General features: G+C 70.8%; 18 protein-coding genes. 11 read left to right on the forward strand and 7 right to left on the reverse strand.

Translation table 11 applies throughout. The features are described from left to right. Positions 1–55: 55 nt before the first annotated feature. Positions 56–775, reverse strand: coding sequence for a M50 family metallopeptidase (locus ACH4U8_RS24180; protein ID WP_360314732.1), 720 nt, complete (start codon positions 773–775; stop codon positions 56–58). 393 nt (positions 776–1,168) lie between these two features. Then, positions 1,169–2,305 (reverse strand): FHA domain-containing protein, encoded by a 1,137-nt coding sequence (locus ACH4U8_RS24185; protein WP_395780122.1) that lies wholly within the window; start codon positions 2,303–2,305, stop codon positions 1,169–1,171. A gap of 96 nt (positions 2,306–2,401) precedes the next feature. On the opposite strand from ACH4U8_RS24185, the gene ACH4U8_RS24190 reads away from it, so the two are divergent. Further along, positions 2,402–3,187 carry an ATP-grasp domain-containing protein gene (locus ACH4U8_RS24190; protein WP_395780124.1) on the forward strand — a complete coding sequence of 262 codons (786 nt, stop codon included), beginning with the start codon at positions 2,402–2,404 and terminating at the stop codon, positions 3,185–3,187. 13 nt (positions 3,188–3,200) lie between these two features. On the opposite strand, the gene ACH4U8_RS24195 is transcribed toward ACH4U8_RS24190, so the two are convergent. Next, the gene (locus ACH4U8_RS24195) at positions 3,201–3,686 is read right to left on the reverse strand and encodes a hypothetical protein (RefSeq protein WP_360314738.1); all 486 of its coding nucleotides are present in this window, start codon (positions 3,684–3,686) and stop codon (positions 3,201–3,203) included. 292 nt (positions 3,687–3,978) lie between these two features. Between ACH4U8_RS24195 and ACH4U8_RS24200 the strand changes: the two genes are divergently transcribed. The 7 genes from ACH4U8_RS24200 to ACH4U8_RS24230 all read left to right on the forward strand — a co-directional run bounded on the left by ACH4U8_RS24200 (position 3,979) and on the right by ACH4U8_RS24230 (position 12,224). Then, positions 3,979–4,884 carry a helix-turn-helix transcriptional regulator gene (locus ACH4U8_RS24200; RefSeq protein WP_360314740.1) on the forward strand — a complete coding sequence of 302 codons (906 nt, stop codon included), beginning with the start codon at positions 3,979–3,981 and terminating at the stop codon, positions 4,882–4,884. A 10-nt stretch (positions 4,885–4,894) separates the two neighbouring features. Next, positions 4,895–5,101, forward strand: coding sequence for a DUF397 domain-containing protein (locus ACH4U8_RS24205; protein ID WP_360314742.1), 207 nt, complete (start codon positions 4,895–4,897; stop codon positions 5,099–5,101). 202 nt (positions 5,102–5,303) lie between these two features. Beyond that, positions 5,304–7,913 carry a valine--tRNA ligase gene (valS, locus tag ACH4U8_RS24210; protein WP_395780126.1) on the forward strand — a complete coding sequence of 870 codons (2,610 nt, stop codon included), beginning with the start codon at positions 5,304–5,306 and terminating at the stop codon, positions 7,911–7,913. A 64-nt stretch (positions 7,914–7,977) separates the two neighbouring features. Next, entirely contained in the window at positions 7,978–8,988 is a 1,011-nt protein-coding gene (locus ACH4U8_RS24215; protein ID WP_395780128.1) for a hypothetical protein, read from the forward strand. A 219-nt stretch (positions 8,989–9,207) separates the two neighbouring features. Next, positions 9,208–10,137, forward strand: coding sequence for an ABC transporter substrate-binding protein (locus ACH4U8_RS24220; RefSeq protein WP_360314748.1), 930 nt, complete (start codon positions 9,208–9,210; stop codon positions 10,135–10,137). Positions 10,138–10,293: 156 nt separating this feature from the next. Beyond that, complete coding sequence (locus ACH4U8_RS24225; RefSeq protein WP_360314900.1) at positions 10,294–11,400, forward strand: iron ABC transporter permease; 1,107 nt, start codon at positions 10,294–10,296, stop codon at positions 11,398–11,400. Then, positions 11,400–12,224, forward strand: a complete 825-nt coding sequence (locus ACH4U8_RS24230) for a heme ABC transporter ATP-binding protein (protein ID WP_395780130.1) — start codon at positions 11,400–11,402, stop codon at positions 12,222–12,224. The genes ACH4U8_RS24225 and ACH4U8_RS24230 overlap by 1 nt, the downstream gene beginning before the upstream one ends. A gap of 97 nt (positions 12,225–12,321) precedes the next feature. Here ACH4U8_RS24230 and ACH4U8_RS24235 read toward each other — a convergent pair whose 3' ends face one another. Continuing rightward, positions 12,322–13,242: an alpha/beta hydrolase gene (locus ACH4U8_RS24235; protein ID WP_360314752.1), complete on the reverse strand. Its 921-nt coding sequence runs from the start codon at positions 13,240–13,242 to the stop codon at positions 12,322–12,324. Between the two features lie 92 nt (positions 13,243–13,334). Continuing rightward, positions 13,335–14,513: an FAD-dependent monooxygenase gene (locus ACH4U8_RS24240; protein WP_395780132.1), complete on the reverse strand. Its 1,179-nt coding sequence runs from the start codon at positions 14,511–14,513 to the stop codon at positions 13,335–13,337. A 190-nt stretch (positions 14,514–14,703) separates the two neighbouring features. Here ACH4U8_RS24240 and ACH4U8_RS24245 point away from each other — a divergent pair, with 190 nt between their 5' ends. Beyond that, entirely contained in the window at positions 14,704–15,357 is a 654-nt protein-coding gene (locus ACH4U8_RS24245) for a TetR/AcrR family transcriptional regulator (RefSeq protein WP_395780134.1), read from the forward strand. Positions 15,358–15,446: 89 nt separating this feature from the next. Beyond that, positions 15,447–17,009, forward strand: a complete 1,563-nt coding sequence (locus ACH4U8_RS24250; RefSeq protein ID WP_360314902.1) for an APC family permease — start codon at positions 15,447–15,449, stop codon at positions 17,007–17,009. Between the two features lie 210 nt (positions 17,010–17,219). On the opposite strand, the gene ACH4U8_RS24255 is transcribed toward ACH4U8_RS24250, so the two are convergent. Continuing rightward, a complete protein-coding gene (locus ACH4U8_RS24255) occupies positions 17,220–17,927 on the reverse strand; it encodes an IclR family transcriptional regulator (RefSeq protein WP_360314758.1) in 708 nt (235 codons plus the stop codon). A 51-nt stretch (positions 17,928–17,978) separates the two neighbouring features. Between ACH4U8_RS24255 and ACH4U8_RS24260 the strand changes: the two genes are divergently transcribed. Further along, complete coding sequence (locus ACH4U8_RS24260) at positions 17,979–19,238, forward strand: phytanoyl-CoA dioxygenase family protein (protein ID WP_395780136.1); 1,260 nt, start codon at positions 17,979–17,981, stop codon at positions 19,236–19,238. A 190-nt stretch (positions 19,239–19,428) separates the two neighbouring features. Here ACH4U8_RS24260 and ACH4U8_RS24265 read toward each other — a convergent pair whose 3' ends face one another. Next, positions 19,429–20,772 carry an MFS transporter gene (locus ACH4U8_RS24265; RefSeq protein ID WP_395780138.1) on the reverse strand — a complete coding sequence of 448 codons (1,344 nt, stop codon included), beginning with the start codon at positions 20,770–20,772 and terminating at the stop codon, positions 19,429–19,431. Between the last annotated feature and the right edge of the window lie 362 nt (positions 20,773–21,134).

Below are 21,134 nucleotides of genomic sequence, written 5' to 3' on the forward strand. Positions count from 1 at the left end.
GATCCGCCGGCGGGTTCGTGGAACCCGGCGGGGGATCGGGGACCGGTCCCGACGGTCAGGTGAGCAGCGAGCCCGCGCCGAGGCCCAGGGCCGCGGCCGAGACCAGCCCGAAGAAGCCGACCCACACCGCCCCGGGGATCCGGGTCAGGTCGGCGAGCTGGTCCGCGTCCGACCAGGGGGCCCGCCCGCGGCTGCGCATCTGCTGGAGTTCGAGCACCGGCCGTACCCCGGCCACGAGCAGGAACCACACCAACAGGTAGGCGAACGCCGCCTGGATCCGCGCACTGGCCAGCCAGGAGATCGCGAAGATCACCCCGCCGGTCACCAGCAGCACCAGGGCGCCGAACCAGTTGCGTATCGCGATGAACATCAGCGCGAGCAACACCAGCGCCACCCACAACACCATGGTGATGTGCGCCCCCGCGAGCAGCGCCGCGCCACCCGCGCCCAACAGGGACGGCGTGATGTAGCCGGCCATCGCGGTGAGCACCATCCCCAGGCCGCGCGGCCTGCCCACGGACACGGTCACGCCCGAGGTATCCGAGTGCAGCCGGATCCCGGACAATCGACGCCCGCTGAGCAGCGCGACCATCGCGTGACCACCCTCGTGCGCGATCGTCACCACCGACCGCAACGGCCGCCAGGTCGGGCGATACAACACCACCACGACCGCGACCGCCCCGGTCACGAGCGCGAGCCAACTCGGCGGATCCGGTTGGGTCCCGATCACCCGGTCCCACAGATCCTGCAACGACACCGTGTCGACGCTGCTCACGCCACCCCTCTCGTCCGACTTCCGTCCCCGACCCCCGCCGCGAACGCTACCGCCCGCCCCGCCCCGTCCACCCGCACCCCAACCCCCCTGTAACGCGACTGTCGCCAACCCGAACCCCCACCAACACCCCACGCCTCCCCGCGCCCACGGCGGGGCCGGCCGGGTGCGGTCTGCTGCGCTGAGCTCGCGGGGTGGGCCGGCCGGGTTCGTTGCGCTGACGGGGTGGGTGGGTCGCTGCGTTGTGCTCGCGGGGTGGGTCGGCTGGTTTGTTGCGGTTGCGAAGTGGGTCGGCCGGCTTGCTGCGCTCGCGGGGTGGGTGCGGTGCGCTGCGCTCGCGGGGTCGTTGCGCTTGGGGACTGTGTGGCTTTGTTTGTCGGTCTTGGTTCGGTTTCCTTACCTCGGTGGTTCGTTTGTTGGGTCGAGGTGGTGTTGTGGGAGCTCGACGCGTACCCCGCCGCCCAGGACGAGTCGGTCGTGGGGGGCGAGGAGTTCCTCCGTGTCCGCGTCGAGTGGGCGGCCGGGTTCGTGGGTCGAGCCGTTCCATCGCTCGATTTCCGTGCCGTTGGAGGAGCCCAGGTCGACGGCGAGCACGTGCTCGCCGGCCCGCCCCTCCGCGAAGCGCAACAGCACGTGTTGGCGGCTCACATACCGCACCGCCTCGCCGAAGCGGTCCTGTCGGCTGCCCAGGTCGTAGCCGTTCGCGATCCGGCCCCGGCCGAGTACGAGGTTGCTGCCCAGTTCCAGCGGGAGGCGCTCGATCGGCTCGCCGGTGGCGTGGTCGGCCAGCTCGACCTGCCGGGTCGGCCGCCGGGGCCCCAGCGCTCGGAGCGGGCTCGCGCACTCCGGGCAGACCGCCCCCGCGCGGGCATCCACGCGGGGCCAGACCGGGAGCCGGCCCGTCCACATGCGCGCGTACACACACAGCGGCTCCTCGCATCGCCACCGGGTGTTCGCGATCCCCGGGTGTTCGCCAGGGTCGAAGTGTTCGTCCCGAAGCCCCACGAACTCCGCGCCGGCCGTGACCTCGTCGCCACCCGCGACCTCTCGGCCCCGGAACCCCGTGGCCTCCCCGCCCCGATGCCCCGCGCCCGCCCCGTCCTCGAAATCCCCCCGCCCCCGCTCCCGTTCCGCCCCGATTCCGCGCAGCACGAACCGCACTCCCCGGGCGTCCTGGTGCCAGTGATGGAACCGCTCCGGGTGTGCCGGGATCCACGGATGCCGGCGTCGGAAATCGAGGAAGAAGTCGCCGCTGAGCACGTGCAGTCCGTCGGCCTCGGCGCGTTCGAGGACGAGCGTGTCGGCGACCGGGCGCAGGGTCACCTCGCCGTCGGTCACGCGCCGCCGCAGGTCGCGTCGATCGGTCGCGTCCAGCGCGTGCAACAACGCCTTGTCCGCGACGAGTTCGACCCGGACGTCGGCGCCGTGCCGAGCCCGCCAAGCGTCCACGACGGCGTCCAGACGGGCCAGAAACGGCCCCTTCTCGCCGATCGGATACAGCTCTTCGGAGTGACACACATTGGCCACATCCACGATCGCGTCCCACACATCGTCCCCCTGATCGAGCCTCGCCCAATTCCTATCCGAAACCCGGTCGCCCCGCTCGGCTACACGCCCTAACGTGCCACCGTGATCCAGACCCTGGCCCTGTCCGCCCAAACCACCCCGACCGCCGACCTGTTGGCCCGGGCCGCCGTCGCGCGCGGAATGTCCGTCGCGGTGCTCGCCGGCCCGCGTCCCGACCTGCGCGGATCCGCGGCCTACTACGGCGGCCCCCGATTCGCCGACACGGTGGTCGATTCGCTGGACGTGGCCCTGCTGGAGCCGGCCGACCACTGGCTGAGCACGCTGCCCGAGCGCTGGACGCGGCGGGAGATCACGGCGACGACCATGGACGAGGCGCGCCGGTTGCGAACGCCGGTCTTCGTCAAGCCGCCGAGCGACAAGTCGTTCGAGGCGGCCGTGTACGCCGACGGCACCCGGCTGCCGCGGACCGTGCCCGGCCGGACGCCGGTCCTTCTCAGCGAGATCCGGACATTCGTCGTCGAGTACCGGTTGTTCGTACTGGACGGCGTCGTGCACACCGGTTCGCGCTACGCGACCTTCGGCCGACTCGACCCGCTGCCGCTCAGCGAGGATCCTCGGTCCGGCGAACTACTCTCCTTCGCGGCCGAGTTGCTCGCCCACCCGGACGCCGACCTGCCCGGCGCGGTGGTCGTGGACGTCGGCCTGGCCGGTACCGCCGATTCCGCCGAGGAGCACTGGGTCGTGGTCGAGGCCAACATGGCCTGGTTCAGCAACAGCTACGCCGCCGACCCCACCCGTTGCCTGGACACCGTCCTGGCCGCAGCCGGCCCGCGAACCGCCCTGCCCACCACCGATCGACGCTTCGTCCGCCCTCGATCCCAGCCGTGACCGGCGTCGCGCGTCACGGGGTGGGCCCGGGTCTGGAGCGGGGGTCGGGTCCGGCGGCCTCGGCGGCCAGGTAGACGGCGGCCAGGCTGGTGACGCAGGTCAGGTTGGTGCCCAGGCCCGGGGGGACGATCCAGGTCATCGACGAGCCGGGGTAGGGGCGCGGGCCGGGCAGGGTGAGGCAGCCGCCGTGGCCGACGTAGTGGTATCGCGTGCCGTCGGCCGGGCCGACCGCAGCGAGCCACACCTCGGCGCTGCCGGGCCCGACCAGGTAGGCCCACTTGCCCGCGTGCTCCTCGGCGATCACCGCGCCGGTGGGCTCGGCCGCGGCGGTGAGCAGATCCAGTACGACGGCGCCCAGTCGGGCCCGCATCACGACCGCGTCGAACAGCCGGCCGGTGTCCGCCGCGCGGCGTGCGCCGGGGTTGGTCAGCCAGGTGTACCGCGTGTCGCGCGGATCGCGGGTGGCGGCGCTGATCCACGCGATGCCTGCCTGGTTCACGCCGGCATCTTGCTCCTGCAGCACGTTCCCTCGCCTCCCAATGGTCGGGAAAAGGCGCGACCGGTCACTCGCGGATCCCCTGCCGAGTGGTCGAGGAGTCGCTGTAAGTAGCGTCCTCGGTGAGCGCAATAAGTGCAAGTCAAACAACTCACTCGACTTGCAGCGTGTCGGACATGAGTACCATGACGGCGCACACGGACGACCCCTCGGAAATCTGCGTGTGTCGGGGGTCTTCAGGTTGTTCGAGCTTGGTTTCCGGACCTCGTTCGGGCTTGCCGGATCGGGAGGACCCATGGGCGCCGAGCAATACCCCACAGTGCGCAGACGTGTTCTGGGCGCCAACCTGCGCCGCTTGCGCGAGGACAGGTCGCTGCTGCTCGAGGACGCCGCCGACGCCCTCTCCTGCCATCCCGCGAAGGTCAGCCGGATCGAGTCCGGCCGCAGCGGGATCCGCGCACTCGATCTGAAGGCGCTGCTCGACCTGTACGAGGTACGCGATTCGGCCGCGCGCGAGGGCTGGCTGGCGCTGGCCCGCGAGGGTCGTCGACAGCGCTGGTGGCGCGACCTCGCCGATCGACTGCCGCAGGACTTCCTGGACTTGATCGGCCTGGAGGCCGAGGTGGCGTCCTGCCTGGGGTTCCAGCCGAGCATCATTCCCGGACTGTTCCAGACCGAGGAGTACGCCACGGCGGTGATCCGCGGCGGCACCGTGGGTCCGGTCGACGAACAATGCCGCACCCGGGTCCGGGTACGGCTGGATCGACAACGTGTGCTCACCCGCGAGGAACCGGCGCCGCTGGAGGTGCTGATGGTGATCGGCGAGGCCGCGCTGCGCCAGGAAGTGGGCGGACGACGGGTTCTGCGCGAGCAACTCGTTCACTTGATCGAAATTGCGCGACTGTCGAACGTGACCGTGCAAGTACTACCCTTTTCGGCAGGCGCCTATCCGGGCGGCCCCACGCCGTTCTCGATCTACGGATTCCCTCCCCCGTCGGGGATGGAAGTGGTTTCGCTGGAGAACATCACCAGCCACGCGTACCTGGAAAGAGCCCAGGACACCGCTCACTACGGCAAGGTCTTCGCCGACTTGCGGGGCATCGCCCTCAGCCCCGTCGAGTCCGAAGCCTTCATCGCGGCCAGTGCCCAGCACCTCGCAGACCGAGTCACTCGCGACCGGAGCGACTCGCCGACTGAGTAGGAAGAACGCCATGTCCGACAACGCCATGTCCGCGAACACCGCGCCCCGTTGGGCCAAAAGCTCCTACAGCATGCAGAACGGGGACTGCACCGAGATTCGCCCGCACCCGGACGGCACCGTCGACGTCCGGGACAGCAAGGACCCAGCCGTGGGCATGCTGACCCTCGCCCACACCCCCTGGACCACCTTCGTCGGCACCCTGCGCACCAACCCCTGACCGACGCCACCCGACCGACCACCCCCGACCGAGGCCGGCGGGCCGCCCCACCCCCCGAAGGGCGGCCCGCCGACCCACCGCACCGCACCCCCAACGCCGCGATCCGCCACGCCACGCCCGCGCCGCGCCGGAATCGGGTCGAGTCCAGCCCCGGCTCCCGGTACGCTCCGGGGGCATGGTCGCCCCCTCCGGATCCCCCCGCATGCCCGACAAGCCCACGCTCGACGGGCTGGAAGCGAAATGGTCGCGCGTCTGGGAAGAGACGGGCGTATACCGCTTCGACCGGAGCCGGACCCGCGCGGAGATCTACTCGATCGACACCCCGCCGCCCACGGTCAGCGGATCGTTGCACGTGGGACACGTGTTCTCGTACACCCACACCGACGCCGTCGCCCGCTACCGGCGGATGTGCGGACGCGAGGTCTTCTATCCGATGGGGTGGGACGACAACGGCCTGCCCACCGAGCGCCGGGTGCAGAACCACTTCGGCGTGCGCTGCGACCCCGCGCTGCCCTACGACGCCGACTTCGTGCCGCCCGAGCAGCCGGACGGGAAGTCGGACGACAAGCCGGACAAGAAGTCGGCCGGCCGGCAAATCCCCGTTTCCCGCCGGAACTTCATCGAACTCTGCGAGCAACTGACCCACGAGGACGAGAAGGCGTTCGAGGAACTGTGGCGGCTGCTCGGCTTGTCCGTCGACTGGACGATGACCTACCAGACCATCGACACGGCTTCGCGCACCGCCTCCCAGCGGGCCTTCCTGCGCAACCTGGAGCGCGGCGAGGCTTATCCGGCCGAGGCGCCCACGCTGTGGGACGTCACCTTCCGCACCGCGGTCGCCCAGGCCGAGTTGGAGGACCGGGAGCGTCCCGGTGCCTTCCACCGACTGGTGTTTCGCGGGCCGACCGGCGACGCGCTGGAAATCGCCACCAGCCGGCCGGAGTTGTTGCCCGCGTGCGTCGCACTGGTCGCGCATCCCGACGACACGCGCTACGCCCACCTGTTCGGGAGCAGCGTGCGCACCCCCCTGTTCCGGGTGCCGGTGCCGGTCTACGCGCATCCGCTGGCCGACCCGGAGAAGGGTTCCGGGATCGCCATGGTGTGCACGTTCGGCGATACCACCGATGTCACCTGGTGGCGTGAACTACGCCTGAACACACGGGCCGTGCTCGGTCGGGACGGCCGCTTCCGGAGCGATCCACCGGCCGGGCTCGACACCCCCGAGGCGGTCCGCGCGTACGCCCGCCTGGCCGGCGCGACTGTGTTCACCGCGCGCGAGCGGATCGTGGCGATGTTGCGCGAGAGCGGCGAACTGGTCGGCGAACCGAAACCGATCACGCACGCGGTCAAGTTCTACGAGAAGGGCGACAAGCCGCTCGAAATCGTCACCACCCGGCAGTGGTACCTGCGCAACGGCGGGCGCGACGCGGACCTGCGCGACCGACTGCTGGCCCGAGGCGCCGAGTTGACCTGGCACCCCGCGCACATGAAGGTCCGCTACGACACCTGGGTCGAGGGCCTCAACGGCGACTGGCTGATCAGCCGGCAGCGCTTCTTCGGCGTCCCGGTGCCGCTGTGGTATCCGCTGGACGAGACCGGATCACCGCGCCACGACACGCCGTTGCGGCCGGCCGAGGCGGATCTGCCGATCGACCCGTACACCGACGTGCCGCCCGGCTACCGGGCGGAACAGCGGGGCGAGCCGGGCGGGTTCGTCGGCGACGCGGACGTGATGGACACGTGGGCGACGTCCTCGCTCACGCCGCAGATCGCGGGCGGTTGGGGGCGCGACGAGGATCTGTTCGCCCGGGTCTTCCCGATGGACCTGCGCCCACAGGCGCACGAGATCATCCGTACCTGGTTGTTCTCCGCCGTGGTGCGGGCGGATGCGGAGAACCACAGCCTGCCGTTCGCACACGCGGCGATCTCCGGTTGGATCCTGGACCCGGACCGCAAGAAGATGTCCAAGTCCAAGGGCAACGTGGTCACTCCGGTCGACCTGCTCGCGCAACACGGCTCGGACGCGGTGCGCTACTGGGCGGCGAGCGGCCGGCCCGGGGTGGACACCGCGTTCGACGTCGGCCAGATGAAGGTCGGCCGGCGGCTCGCGATCAAGCTGCTCAACGTCGGCCGGTTCGTGCTCTCGATCGGCGCGGCCCGGGCACCCGACGCCGCCCACGCACCCGATGCGGCCGGGGCACCCGACCCGACCGAAGCCCCCGCCGCGGTGTGCGAACCGCTCGACCTGGCCCTGCTCGCCGAGTTGGCGGAGGTGGCCCGCGCGGCGACCGAGGCGTTCGAGGACTACGACTACGCCCGGGCGTTGGCGCGCACCGAGCGGTTCTTCTGGTACTTCTGCGACGACTACGTCGAGTTGGTCAAGGCCCGTGCGTACGGCGAGGCCGGTTCGGCGGCGGGTGCCGAGTCGGCTCGGGCCACACTCGCGAGTGCGCTGTCCGTACTGCTGCGACTGCTCGCGCCGGTGTTGCCGTTCGCGACCGAGGAGGTGTGGTCGTGGTGGCAGCCCGGCTCGGTGCATCGGGCGGGTTGGCCCGCGCCGCAAGCACCGGCGGCCGACCGGGCGTTGCCGGGCATCGCGTCCGAACTGATCGCCGGCGTGCGCAAGGCCAAGTCCGCCGCGCAGGTCTCGATGCGCGCCGAGGTGGCGGTGCTCACGGTCACCGGCGACCCGGCCGACCTGGCCCGGGTGGCCCTGATCGAGACGGACCTGCGCGCGGCCGGACACATCGCCCGTATCGATCCGGTGCCGGCGGAGGGCCCGCTCATGGTGGAGGTCGGCCTCCGGGGATGATCACCGACCGGGTTCGACGGCCATAATCATTGACTCGGCCAAGCACCCGTAGTACCCGTTGGCCATGACCACCGAGCACACCGAGCCGCACGCCGAGCAGGCTGCCGCAGATCCGGCCGAGCAGCACGCCGCGGACCACATCGAGCACCACCCCGACGACCGGTTCCACCCCCCGACCAGCGACGACCCGTACTGGTCGGAGACCTCCTGGTTCACCTTCACGGTGCCGCACAAGCGGCTGTCCGGACAGCTCTATCCGTTCTTCCGGGCGAACCAGGGGGTCGCGGCGGGTGGCGCGTACTTCTGGGACGACAGTGGGCAACACCCGCACGAGGCGGTCTACGCCAAGAACTTCTGGCACCTGCCGATCCCGGACCAGGACCTGACCGACCTGCGCATGCCGAACGGGTTCCGGGTGCGCTGCGTGCGGCCGCAGGCGGTGTACGAGATCGGCTACGACGATCCGGACGGCGGCGACGAGATCCACGTCGACCTGACCTTCACCGGGGTGCTGCCGCCGCACTACCTCGGGGACAAGCACGTGGACCAGCCCGGGCGGTACACCGGCACGGTGGTGCTGCGCGGCGAGGAGATCGCGGTCGACTCGTACGGCTTCCGGGACCGTTCGTGGGGGCCGCGTTCGCAGTTCGGTCCGGGCCTGATGCAGTCGCCCGCCAAGCGCGGCGGCTACAGCTACGCGACCGCCTCCGCACGGGACGCCTTCCACAGCATCACCCTGGATTTCGGCTCGGGCTGCGTGTCCATCCACGGCTACCTGCTCCGCGACGGCACCTGGGCCAAGCTGGCCAAGGGGCGCCGCGAGGTGGTCGAACGCGACGACGCCACCGGCTGGGCGACCCGGATCGTCCTGGACGGCGTCGACGAACTCGGCCGCGAACTGCACGCCGAGGGGCGCATGCACAACCGGCTCGGCTTCTTCCTGAATCCGAATCTGTTCACCGTCAACGGCCTCACCGAGTGGACCTTCGACGGGGTCACCGCGTGGGGCGAGGACCACGAGAACTTCTCCGCCGCCGAGATCCGTCGGCACAGCCGCGCCTGGCGCGAGCGCTGACGCCGGCGATGTCGGTGTCGCGCCTGCTCGTCCGGTGAGCCGGCGAGCACGCCCCACATGTGACGTTGTCCACCCGATCCGGGCTTGAAGTTAGGCAAGCCTCACCTCTAGGTTGCGGAGTAGGACAAGGCAAGGCTTGCCTAATAACGGAAGCCTGCCTTCCGCTCTCTCCACAGCCCGAAAGGCCGCCGGATGCGTCTGCGTCGAACAAGCTTGAAGGTGGCCGCGGCCGTCCTCGCCATCACCGCGTTCGCCACGGCGTGCGGCGACGACGACAAGAAGTCCGACGGCAAGGCCGACCAGGCCCCGGCCGGTTCGGTGCTGCCCGCCACCGTGGACACCACGATGGGCAAGGTCACCGTCAAGGACGCGAGCCGGATCGTGCCGCTCGGCGGCGACATCGCGCAGACCGTGTACGCCCTGGGCCTGGCCCCGAACGTGGTCGGCGTGGACACCTCCGGCGCCGTCCTGCCGGAGAGCAAGGGCAAGCCGACCTTCGGCAACTCGCGCGGCCTCAACCCCGAGGGCATCCTCGCCCAGCGGCCCACCGTCGCCATCGGCAGCGCCTCGGTCGGCCCGCGCACCGCGATCGACCAGCTCAAGGCGGCCGGCGTACCGATCGTGCTGATCCCGGACAGCAGCAAGCCCGAGGACGCGATCACCCGGATCACCACCATCGCCACCGCGCTGGGCGTGCCGGACAAGGGCAAGACGCTGGCCGACCGGACCGCCGGCGAGATCGCCACGGCCAAGGCCAAGGGCGCGCAGGCCACCACCAAGCCGCGCGTGGCGTTCCTCTACATCCGCGGGCAGGCCAACCTGTACCAGATCGGCGGCAAGGGCCTGGGCCCGGACAGCATGATCACCGCGGCCGGCGGCATCGACACCGGCACCGAGCTGGGCGTCGAGATGTCCGCCGCGCTGACCCCCGAGGCGATGGTCTCGGCCAAGCCCGACGTCATCCTGGTCTTCCAGAAGGGCCTGGAGTCGGTCGGCGGCGTCGACGGCGTGCTCAAGCTGCCCGGTGTCGCCCAGACGCCCGCCGGCCAGAACCGCAAGGTCGTCGCGATGGACGACCTCGAACTGGGCGGCGGCGGCCCGACCGCGGGCGTCGCGCTGAACAAGCTCGTCGATCTGCTGCATGGCTAGGGACGGCCGGGCCGCGGCCCGCCGACCGCAAGCGCCGGATGGGCCGTGCCGGCCCGCCCGGCGCTTGCGCACGAACAACGGGAAGGGACGGGGGAGACCGTGGCAACGGTGACGGAGCGTCAAGAACCCGCGGACGAACCGCACTCACTGCCGCCGGTGGTCGAACTCGCGAAAACGACCACCCCGGTACCCCCCGCGGCCTCGACGACCGCGGCGACCCCGGTCACCGCCGCGCCGCGTCGGCACGGCCGTTGGCTGATGCCGACCCTGTTGTTGCTGCTCCTGGTCACGAGCATCGTCTCGGCCGGCATGGGGGCCTTCGACATCCCCTCCGACCAGGTGCTCTCCTCGGCGCTGCGACATCTGGGCCTGGACGTCGGCCACGTCTCACAGGCCAACGAGGCGGTGTTGTGGAACATCCGCTTCCCGCGCATCGTGCTGGGCATCATGGTCGGCGCGTGCCTGGGCTGCGCCGGGGCCGCGATGCAGGGCGTGTTCGGCAACCCGCTCGCCGAGCCCGGCGTGATCGGCGTGTCCTCCGGTGCGGCACTGGGCGCGGTCGGCGCGATCGTGCTGGGCGTGTCCACGTTCGGCTCCTGGACGGTGACCGCGTTCGCCTTCGCCGGCGGCCTGCTCACCACGCTGTTCGTCTATCTGCTCTCGCGTGCGGACGGCCGCACCGAGGTGGTCACCCTGGTGCTGACCGGCATCGCGATCAACGCGCTGGCCGGCGCCGCGATCGGGCTGTTCACCTTCGTCGCCGACGACGCCGAACTGCGCAGCATCACCTTCTGGAACCTGGGCAGCGTCGGCGGCGCGAGCTGGAAGATCATCGGCGCGCTCGCGCCGTTCGCGCTCGTCGGCCTGCTGATCCTGCCCCGGTACGCCCGCGCGCTCGACATCATGGCGCTCGGCGAACGCGGCGCCCGACACCTGGGCGTGGACACCGAACGGGTGCGCATCGTGGTGGTCGTGCTCAGCGCCACCCTGGTCGGCGCGGCCGTCGCCGCGGCCGGCGTGATCACCTTCGTCGGCCTGGTCGTTCCGCACATCATCCGGCTGATCGCCGGCCCGCGACACCGGCTGCTGCTGCCCGCGAGCGCCGTGCTCGGCGCGCTGGTCACCGTCGGTGCGGACCTCGCGGCGCGCACCATCGCGATGCCCAAGGAGGTTCCGCTCGGCGTGCTCACCGCGCTGATCGGCGCCCCGTTCTTCCTGTGGCTGCTGCGCAGGACCCGTTCCCGGCAAGGAGGTTGGGCCTGATGAGGCTGCTCGCCCGGAACCGGACCGCGGCGCTTGCGAGCGCGCCCGAAATCGGCACGATCGGCGTCGAAGCGGAGGACGTCACCTATGGCATCGCCGGCCGCAACCTGGTCGACGGCGTCTCGTTGACCGTGCGCCACGGCGAGATCGTCGCGGTGCTCGGCCCCAACGGCGCGGGCAAGTCCACCCTGCTCGGCCTGCTCACCGGCGACCTGACGCCGCATCACGGCACCGTGCGGATCGCCGATCGGGCGTTGGCCGACTACTCGCAGCGCGATCTGGCGCTGCGTCGCGGGGTGTTGCCGCAGAGCGTCACGCTGTCCTTCCCGTTCACCGTGGACGAGGTGGTCCGGATGGGCCGCGCGCCGCACGCGGGGCTGCCGAGCGACGAGTCCGAGGACACGATCGTGGCCCGGTGCCTGGCCGAGACGGACGTGGCGCACCTGGCCGACCGGGTCTACCCGTCTTTGTCCGGCGGCGAGCGGGCCCGGGTCTCGCTGGCCCGGGTGCTCGCGCAGGGCGCGCCCGTACTCTTCCTCGACGAGCCCACCGCCGCCCTGGACCTCAAGCACACCGAGGACGTGCTGCGGCTGGCCCGGGACCGGGCCCGTCGAGGCGACGCGGTGGTGATCGTGCTGCACGACCTCAACCTGGCCGCCGCCTACGCGGACCGGATCGCCCTGCTCGCCCGGGGCCGCCTGGTCGGGTGCGGCCCGCCGGAAGAGGTGTGCACCGCGCCGGTGTTGTCCGAGCTGTACGGCCATCCCGTGGACGTGCTGCGTCGGCCGGGCACGGACGAACTGCTGATCCTGCCGTCGCGCTGACGCCGCCGGCGGGGCGCCCCGGGAGGCGGCGCCCGGGGGCGGCGGGCGCCGGGCCTTGATCGGCACCGCCGCAGGTGCGGTGCCCGGCGCGACAGCGTTACGGGTGCAGTGCCTTGTGCAGCGCCGCGAAGGAGCCCGAGGCGCACTCCGCGCAGCGCGGGACCAGGTCCACGAAGCTCATGAAGCCGTGCACCATGTCCTCGAACAGCTCGCACTCCACCGTGCCGCCCGCCGCGCGCAGCCGCTCGGCGAAGTCCGCGCCCTCGTCGCGCAGCGGATCGTGACCGGCCAGGACCACGTGCGCCGGGGCCAGGCCGGACAGGTCCTCGATGGTGCCGATCGCGGCGTACGGGCCCAGTTCGTCGAGTCCGCGTCCGCCGAGATAGTGCGCCATGAACCAGGCGATCGAGGCGGCCGAGAGCAGCGGCGCGTGCGCGTTCTCGATCCGTGACGCGGTGCCCTCGACGCCCGTTGCCGGATACCACAACATCTGCAACGCCGGTTGGGGAAGGCCGTGTTCGCGTGCCAGCAGGCAGGTGGTCGCGGACAGGGTGGCGCCCGCGCTGTCCCCGGCCAGCGCGATCCGGCTCGGATCGACGCCCCATTCGGCGGCGTGGTCGAGCACCCACCGGTAGGCGGCGAGGGCGTCCTCGATCGCGGCCGGGAACGGGTGTTCCGGGGCGAGCCGATAGTCCACCGAGATCACCACACACTCGGCGTGCCGGGCGATCCGCCGGGCCAGCGCGTCGTGGCTGTCCAGGCCGCCGATCACGAATCCGCCGCCGTGGAAGAACACGGTCACCGGCAGATCGGGCTCCGCCGAGGGCCGGTACACCCGCACGGGCCGGTCGTCCTCGGCGCCCGCGATGGTGCGATCCTCGACCCGGGCCAGCTCGGTCATCACCGGCAGCAGCCCGATTCCGGCGTCGATGGTCGCCCGCGCGCCGGCCGCGTCGCCCACGAACAGATCCTCCGGCATGAGACTCAACAACTCCACGAGCTGCGGATCGATCGACACGGTGTTCCCTCTCCGTCACCCACATACCGGCCGGTACGGAATGTACGACGCATCCCTCGTGGGCGGAACCCACACGGCGGCCCTCCCGGGGCTCAGACCGCACCGTCCGGCGAGCGCCGACCCAGGATCGAGTCCAACGGTCGCAACGCCGCGTCCGGCGCCAAGCGCCCTGCCACCCGCAGGAGTCCGTCCCGGATCGCCACGGCGCCCCGACCCTCCCACTGTGCCATCGCCCCCAGCCGCCGCGACTTGCGCACCACCTCCGAGGTGTGTGCCAGCCGTCGCTTGGTGTACGCGGGCAGCGCGTCGGCCACCTTGCCGGCGGGCACGCCGGTGAGCACGTCGGCGAGTTCGATCGCGTCCTCCAACGCCTGATTGCCGCCCTGACCCAGGTTGGGCGTCATCGCGTGCGCCGCGTCGCCGATCAACACGACCCGCCCCCGGTGGTGCGCGGGCAGCGGCTCGGCCATTTCGTGCACGTCCAGGTGCAGGATCTGCTCGGGCGTCGCCGCCTCGATCAGTTGCCGGGTCGGCGCGTGGAAGTCCCGGTACAGGCGCAGCAGTTCGGCGCGCTCGTCGCCGTGCACGACACCGGCCGGGCGGTTCGCGGTCGCGTACCAGTACACCCGGCCGTCGGCCAGCGGCATCGAGCCGAAGACCAGGCCGCGGCCCCAGGTCTCGCCCGGTACGACCTCGACGTGCGGCACGATCGCACGCCAGGTGGTGAATCCGGCGTAGCGCGGACCGGGGTGCTCGGGGAACAGCGCGCCGCGGATCGGCGAGCGGATCCCGTCGGCGCCGACCACGAGGTCGGCGGTCAGGGTCTCGCCGGTCGTGGTGGTCACCGACGCGCGCCGGTCCGCGCCGCCCGGTCGCACGCCGGCCGCCGTCGTGCCGGTGCGCAGCGCGTCGCCCGGCAGGCCCGCGAGCAACACCCGCATCAGCTCCGCCCGCGGCGCCACCACCATCGGCTCGCCGAAGCGCTCGACGAACGCCCCGGCGCTGGTGGGCGCGAGCACCCGCCCGTCCGGCCGACGCAGCGTCGCGGCGCCCCGGATCGCGGCCGAGTCGCGAAGTTGCCTGCCCGCGTCGACGGCGTCCAGCGCGCGCAGCCCGTTGGGGGCGACGGCGATGGCCGCGCCGATCGGCTCCAGGGTGGCGGCGCGTTCCAGGACGAGCACGGACCAGCCCCGGCGGTGCAGGGCGATCGCGGCGGTGAGTCCGCCGGGGCCGGCGCCGACGACGATCGCTTCGGGCTTGGTGACGGACATGGTTCCCCCGATGTCGATGCGGATGTCGGTGTCGACGTCCGCGCCTTCGCATCCACTACAGGTGTAGAGGCCGTGATGCCGACTCTACATCCGTAGTGGCCATTTCCTCTACGGCTGTAGTGGAGGTATCTCTACGGCCGTAGAGGGTGAATCTCTACAGCCGTAGCGGACGCATGGCAGGCTGGCCCGCGTGACCACCGCGAAGCGCACCAGCCCCGACCGTCCGGACCGCCTCGTCCTGATCGGCGACACCGCGATCCGCCTGCTCGTCGAGCGCGGCATGCGCGGCCTGACCCATCGCGCCGTCGACGAGAGCGCGGGGCTGCCGCCCGGATCGACGTCGTACTACGCGCGCACGCGCGCCGCGCTCCTGGAGGTGGCGCTCGCGCGGATGACCGTGCTGGAAGCGGGCGAGTTCGCGCCCATATTGGCCGACGGCGAGGTGCACCTCGCGCTGCCGAGCGACGTGGCGGGCGTCGCCGACCTGGTCGCGACGATCGTGAGCGCCGCGATCCGGAGCGGGCGGGACCAGAAGATCGCCCGCTACGAACTGGCCCTGGAGGCGACCCGCCGGTCCGAGCTGCGCACGATGTACGACGAGGCGGGCGCCGCGTTCCGGGGCGCGGCGGTCGGCATGCTCGCCGCGCTCGGTTCGACGGCGCCCGAGCGGCACGGCCGCTTCGTGGTCGCGTGGTGTGAGGGGGTGATGTTCGACGCGATCGCCGGCGCGGGCTGGGCGACGCCGCCGTCGCGGGCCGACATCCGGGTCGGGGTCGTCGAACTGCTCTCCGGGATGCTCGGAGTCGGTGACGCCCGGCGCGGCCCGGAAAGCCCCAACGAGTGACATGAGCGACTCACCGGATCGTTCGTGACCTCCTTGGTCAAAAGTCGTTTCATCCTGACTTAGTCTGTTCACTTGTGAGTAACGAGCACGTGCGCCAGAGGGGCGACAAGCACCACCGGGTAGGGGAGTCGCACTACCTCCCGGAGTCGGATCTCAAGGACAAGGGCCTGCGCCGAAATTCCATCGGGCTGCTCGGGAGCGTGGTCGTCGCCATCTCCACGGTGGCGCCCGTGTACACCCTCACCGGCGCGCTCGGGCCCACGGTCAACAAGGTCGGCACGCAGGCTCCGGCGATCTTCCTGGTCGGCTTCGTCCCGATGTTGCTCGTCGCGTTCGCGTACCGCGAGCTGAGCAAGGCGGTGCCGGACGCCGGCACCTCGTTCACCTGGACGGTCAAGGCGTTCGGCCCGCGCGTGGGCTGGATGTGCGGCTGGGGTCTGGTGATGGCGACCGTCATCGTGTTGTCCAACCTGGCCGGCATCGGTACGTCGTTCTTCTACCTCGCGCTCGGTGAGGCGTTCGACAGCGACTGGGTCCGGAACCTGGACGACAACAAGCTGGTGCACGTGCCCACGTGCCTGGCCTTCATCGCGATCGCCACCGCGATCAGCTATCGCGGGATGACCGTCACCAAGCGGGTCCAGTACGTGCTCGTGGCCCTGCAACTCGCGGTGCTCGCGTTGTTCGTCGTGATGGCGATCACCAAGGCCACGGCCGGCGACGTGCCCACGTCGATCCCGTTCTCCTGGGACTGGTTCAACCCGTTCTCCATCGACGGCGGCTTCACCGCGCTGACCGCGGGTCTGTCCTTGTCGATCTTCATGTACTGGGGCTGGGACACCGCCCTGAGCATCAACGAGGAGACCGCCGGAGGCCCCAAGGTGCCGGGCCGGGCCGCGATCATCTCGGTGTTGTTCATCGTGGTCGCCTACCTGATGACCGGTGTCGCGACGCTGATGTACGCGGGCACCGGGACCACCGGACTGGGCCTGAACAACGACGAGGACGACAACATCTTCGCCAAGCTGGCCGACCCGGTGATGGGTTCGGGCCTGGGCATCCTGATGTTCGTCGCGGTATTGGCCAGTTCGGTCGCCAGCCTCCAGACCACCTTCATCCCGGTCGCGCGCACGCTGTTGTCGATGAGCGCGTACGAGGCGGTGCCCAAGGTGTTCTCGCGCGTGCATCCCACCTTCAGGACACCGGGGTTCGCCACCATCTCGGCCGGCGTCGCGACCGGTGCGTTCTACACGATCATGACGATCCTGTCGGAGAACGTGCTCACCGACACGATCTACGCGCTGGGCCTGATGATCTGCTTCTACTACTCGCTGACCGCGTTCTCCTGCGTGTGGTACTTCCGCAAGGACCTCTCCCGCAACCTCCACGAGACGATGATCAAGGGCGTACTGCCCGCGCTCGGCGGCCTGATGCTGGGCGCGATCTTCCTCAAGACGCTGGTGGACGTGGCCGACCCGAACTACGGCGACGGCAACCGGGTGGCGGGCGTCGGCAGCGTCTTCATCATCGGCGTCGGCCTGCTGGTCCTCGGCGCGATCCTGATGGAACTCCAACGCCTCAAGAGTCCGGCCTTCTTCCGCGGCGAAGTCCTCAAACGCGACACCCCGGTCCTGGTCCCGGACGAAGACTGACACCCCGCCAGGAGTACAACCCCCGCAGCCGCCGGCACCCCACCGGGCCCGAACTCCCGCTCAACCCTTGTTCGTTGCATGCGGACAGGGGTCGGCCGGCCCGGCGCGCCACAACGACCGCGGCGGAGCGAGCGAGGGCCGCAGCTCACCCGTCAGGGCGCAACCCGGCCCGATCGAACGACGCACACCCGCACCGGGTTTCCGGGGCCGTCAACGTCCGTCCCAGTCGCCGGCGAGGCGGGCCACCAACTCGCCATGGGGCGGCATCAGTTCTCTGTCGAAGCGGGTCGAGGGGCCGACCACCACGAGCGCGGCGATCGGCAGGCCGTCGGCGCCGCACAGCGCCGCACCGACGGCGCGTGTGCCGTCGGACACCTCGTTGTCGTTCAGGCCCCACCCGCGCTCTCGGGTGGCCCGAAGGGCCTGGTCGGTGAGTTCGGGATCGACGCGACGCCAGGCCGGCAATTGTTCCGCGGGCAGGCGGGCCGCGATCGCACGCAACGCCGAGCTCGACCTCGCCGGCATCTCCGAGCCGACGGTGACCGAGACGCGCAGCGTGTGACCGCTTTCGACGACATCGGCGATCAGGAGCCGATTGCCCTCCGGGACCACCAGCATCGCGGTCTCCCCGGTCGCGTCCCGGGCGGCCTCCAGCAACGGGCGGGCGCTCTCGGCGAGCGACATCGAGGAGGACTCGCGCAGCACCGCGAGCAGCTTGGGGGCGAGGTACCAGCGACCGTCCGCGGTGCGCTGCAGCCACCCCGCGGCGTTGAGGGTCACCGCGAGCCGATGAGCGGCACTCTTGTCGATCCCGGTGATCCGCGCGAGATCGCTGACCCCGGTCGGCTGCTGCCGGGCCACCTCTTCGAGAAGCCGGCACGCGTTCCGCACCGACCGGATTTCCTTGACCGAGGACACTAGGCGCTCCTATCCTCACCAGGAAACACAATCATGTTACATGGTAACACGATGAGGAGCGTCACCATGGGCGCCGACACCACCGGCACCGGCCTTCCCTGGGTCGAGGCGATCGCGGATTCCTTTCCCCGCCACTCGTTCGGCCGGTTCCACACCGTGCACCTCCCCGCGCTCGGTGCCGAACACCGCGACCTCTTCGTCGACGACCTCGACGGCGTGCCGCCACTGGCGTTCCGCCTCCCCGACGGTCGTGCCTACACGTGGATCGCGGGGCCGAAGGGGGTCGAGGCGGTCGAGGGCGACGCGGGCGCGGCCACCGTGATCGAACTCGACGAGCCCACCTTCTCCGAGTACGTCAACGAGCTCCTGACCGCCACCGGCTGTGTGCGGACCGAGCGCGCGGAGGTCGTGCGCGGCACCCTCCAGGACTGGAAACGGTGGGAGCCGGCCACCCGGGCCCTGCTGACCGGGCGGCCCATCTACACCAACGCCGTCCGGGAGACCCTGGTCGACCGCGACGGCAAACCGCTGGACCTGCGTCGCAGCTTCCCCGCCGACGGCAACCGCGAGGAGATGCGGCACTTCCTCGACACCACGGGCTTCCTGCACGTCAAGGGCGTCTATGCCGAGGCCGAGGTGGCCCGGTTCGCCGCGGAGGTCGAGCACGTACGCTCCCGAACCACCCCGGGCGACCGCTTCTCGTGGTGGTCGCTCAACGGCGACGGGGAAGAGGTCGTCACCCGGATCAACTACCTCGGTCGCCACTCCGAGGTACTCCAGGAGCTGTGTTTCGAGCCCCGCATGACCGAACTCGCCCGCCTGGCCGACGCCGGGTTCCGCGTCTGTGACGATCGCCTCGACGGCCCGATGGTGTTCGTCAAGTCCTCCGACCTGGTCAAGGGCGACGGCAACCTGGGCTGGCACACCGACGACGGCATCGGCGGCCACCCCGCACTGTGCCCGTTGATCCAGGCCGGCATCCAACTCGACCACGCCAACCCCGCCAACGGGCAACTCATGGTCCTGGCCGGCTCCCACCGCCACGCCAACCACTGGCTGAAGTGGGGCGAGGAGGGCGACCTGCCCGTGGTCAGGATCGAGACCGAGCCCGGCGACCTCACCCTGCACTTCGGCGACATCATGCACAGCACCCCGCCGCCGACCGGCCCGGGCGCCGGCCGCCGCGCGCTGTACTACAAGTTCTCCCAGGAGAAGACCTTCGAGTGGGTGCCGTCCGGCTGCCACTACAACGACGCCCTCTTCCATGCCGACAAAGCCGGAAGGATCGCCGCCCGCGCCGCGACCCAATAGGTACGCGTGTCCAGCCCTTCGGATATCGGGGCGGGGTTCGTGGTGAAGGGGCGCGGCGGCTCCGGACGACAAGACGTCACCGGGTCGGTGGTCGGTGCGGATGGGCAAGCGCCCGGTCGGGTGGCAAGTCACCGCGCCATGCCGACCGGGGCGCCCCACCCGCTCCGACGCGGGCTGCCGCACGTGGTGCTCAGTGCACGTGCTTGACCTTGACCACCAGGAGGGCCCCGACGATGCTGATCGCCGCCGCGACCTGGAACATCAGGTCGTAGCCGCCCGCGTCCACGATCCAGGACGCCACGAACGGGGCCGCGACCTGCGGGGCCGCGTTGGCGATGTTGATCAGGCCCATGTCCTTGCCGGCGTCGCGGCCGTCCGGCAGCACCTGGGTGATCAGGGCCATGTCGACCGCGAGGTACATGCCGAACGCGAAACCGTTGAGGATGTTGAACACCGCGAGGCCGGTGACGGTGGGCCACCACATCGGGATCATCAGTGAGATGCCCGAGACGATGCCGGACGCCAGCACGAAGGGCTTGACCTTGCGGACCCGGTCGGCGATCTTGCCGATGATCAGCGACGCGACGACGGTCGCGACGGCGCTGACGACCAGCAGGTAGCCGTTGACCCCGTCGACGTCCTCGAGCGGGACGTGCACGTAGTCGATCAGCATGAAGTAGCTGTAGATCAGCGTGATGAAGTACCCGGCCATGACGCCGAACCGGGACACGAACGCCCAGGCGAAGTCGGGGTGCTTGCGCGGGTCGACCCAGAAGCCGGCCAGGAACGCCTTGAGGTCGAACTTCTCGACCGTCATGTCCTTCGAGGACGTCTCGGGCGACAGGACGACGAACAGCAGTGCCGCGACCACGATCGACGCGGCCAGCAGGTAGTAGCCGTTGGGACCGGCGAACCTGCCGTCGAAGCCGCCGATCACCTTGTCCACGCCGAGCTCGGACATGTCGACGCCACCGATGACGAACGCGGTGATGAGGATGCTGATCGGGGTGGCGACGCCGATCAGGCCGGAGAACACGCCGTACTTGGCGGGTGGCACCCGGTCGGGCATCGCCGCGGTGATGCCGGCCTGGTAGCCGTTCAGGATGAACTGGACGGCACCCCACGTGAGGCCGAGGGTGAGGATCGAGTCGGCCTTGGCCTGACCGCACAGCGCGAGGGCGCCGAGCCCGGCGCACAACAACACCCACGGCCCGCGGCGGCCGAAGCGCGACCTGGTGCGGTCGGACAACTGCCCGAAGAGCGGGTTGCCGAGCGCGGCGAGCGCGGCTCCGATGGCCACGGCGTTCTTCATCGCGTCCGGGTCGGTGCCGCCGGTGATCTCCATGACCTGCTTGGGGATCAGGTACGACCCGGCACCCATCCACACCAGCCACAGCGCGACGTTGGCCAGCGGCAGCGTCAGGTAGAGCGGGGCCAGGCGGGCGGTCCCGGGGTCGCCTGCGGGTGCCGGTCGGGACTTGCCGTCGGGTGGGACGGCGGCGTCGGCGTCGACGCCGAGAGGGGTGTGGCTCATAGGGAAGTCACCGGTCATTCCTGGGAGTCGCCGCGTGGTGGGCCCGGTTTCGGGCAGCCGGTCCGGCGGGGACCGACCGCTGTCGGCGAGGCGGGGATGCATCTATGTCAACTGCGATGACATAGACAAGCGCCGGGAATACTGCCAGCGGGACCGTTCCCGCACTAGGTAGTAGGTTTTCGATTTCCGTCTCGATCGGATAACGCTTGGCTGCATTGCCGGCCGGGCGCAGCCCGGCTTGGCGAATCAGTGACGAACCCCTCGCACGGCGTCGCGCCGTGAGCGTGCTACATCGAGGTGCACAACGACGACCTCATGTCGCACGGAGCCGGCACCGAGGCATACAAGCGCGCGGTCGCCGG

The organism is Embleya sp. NPDC020886 (assembly GCF_044333915.1).
Classification (GTDB): Bacteria; Actinomycetota; Actinomycetes; order Streptomycetales; family Streptomycetaceae; genus Embleya.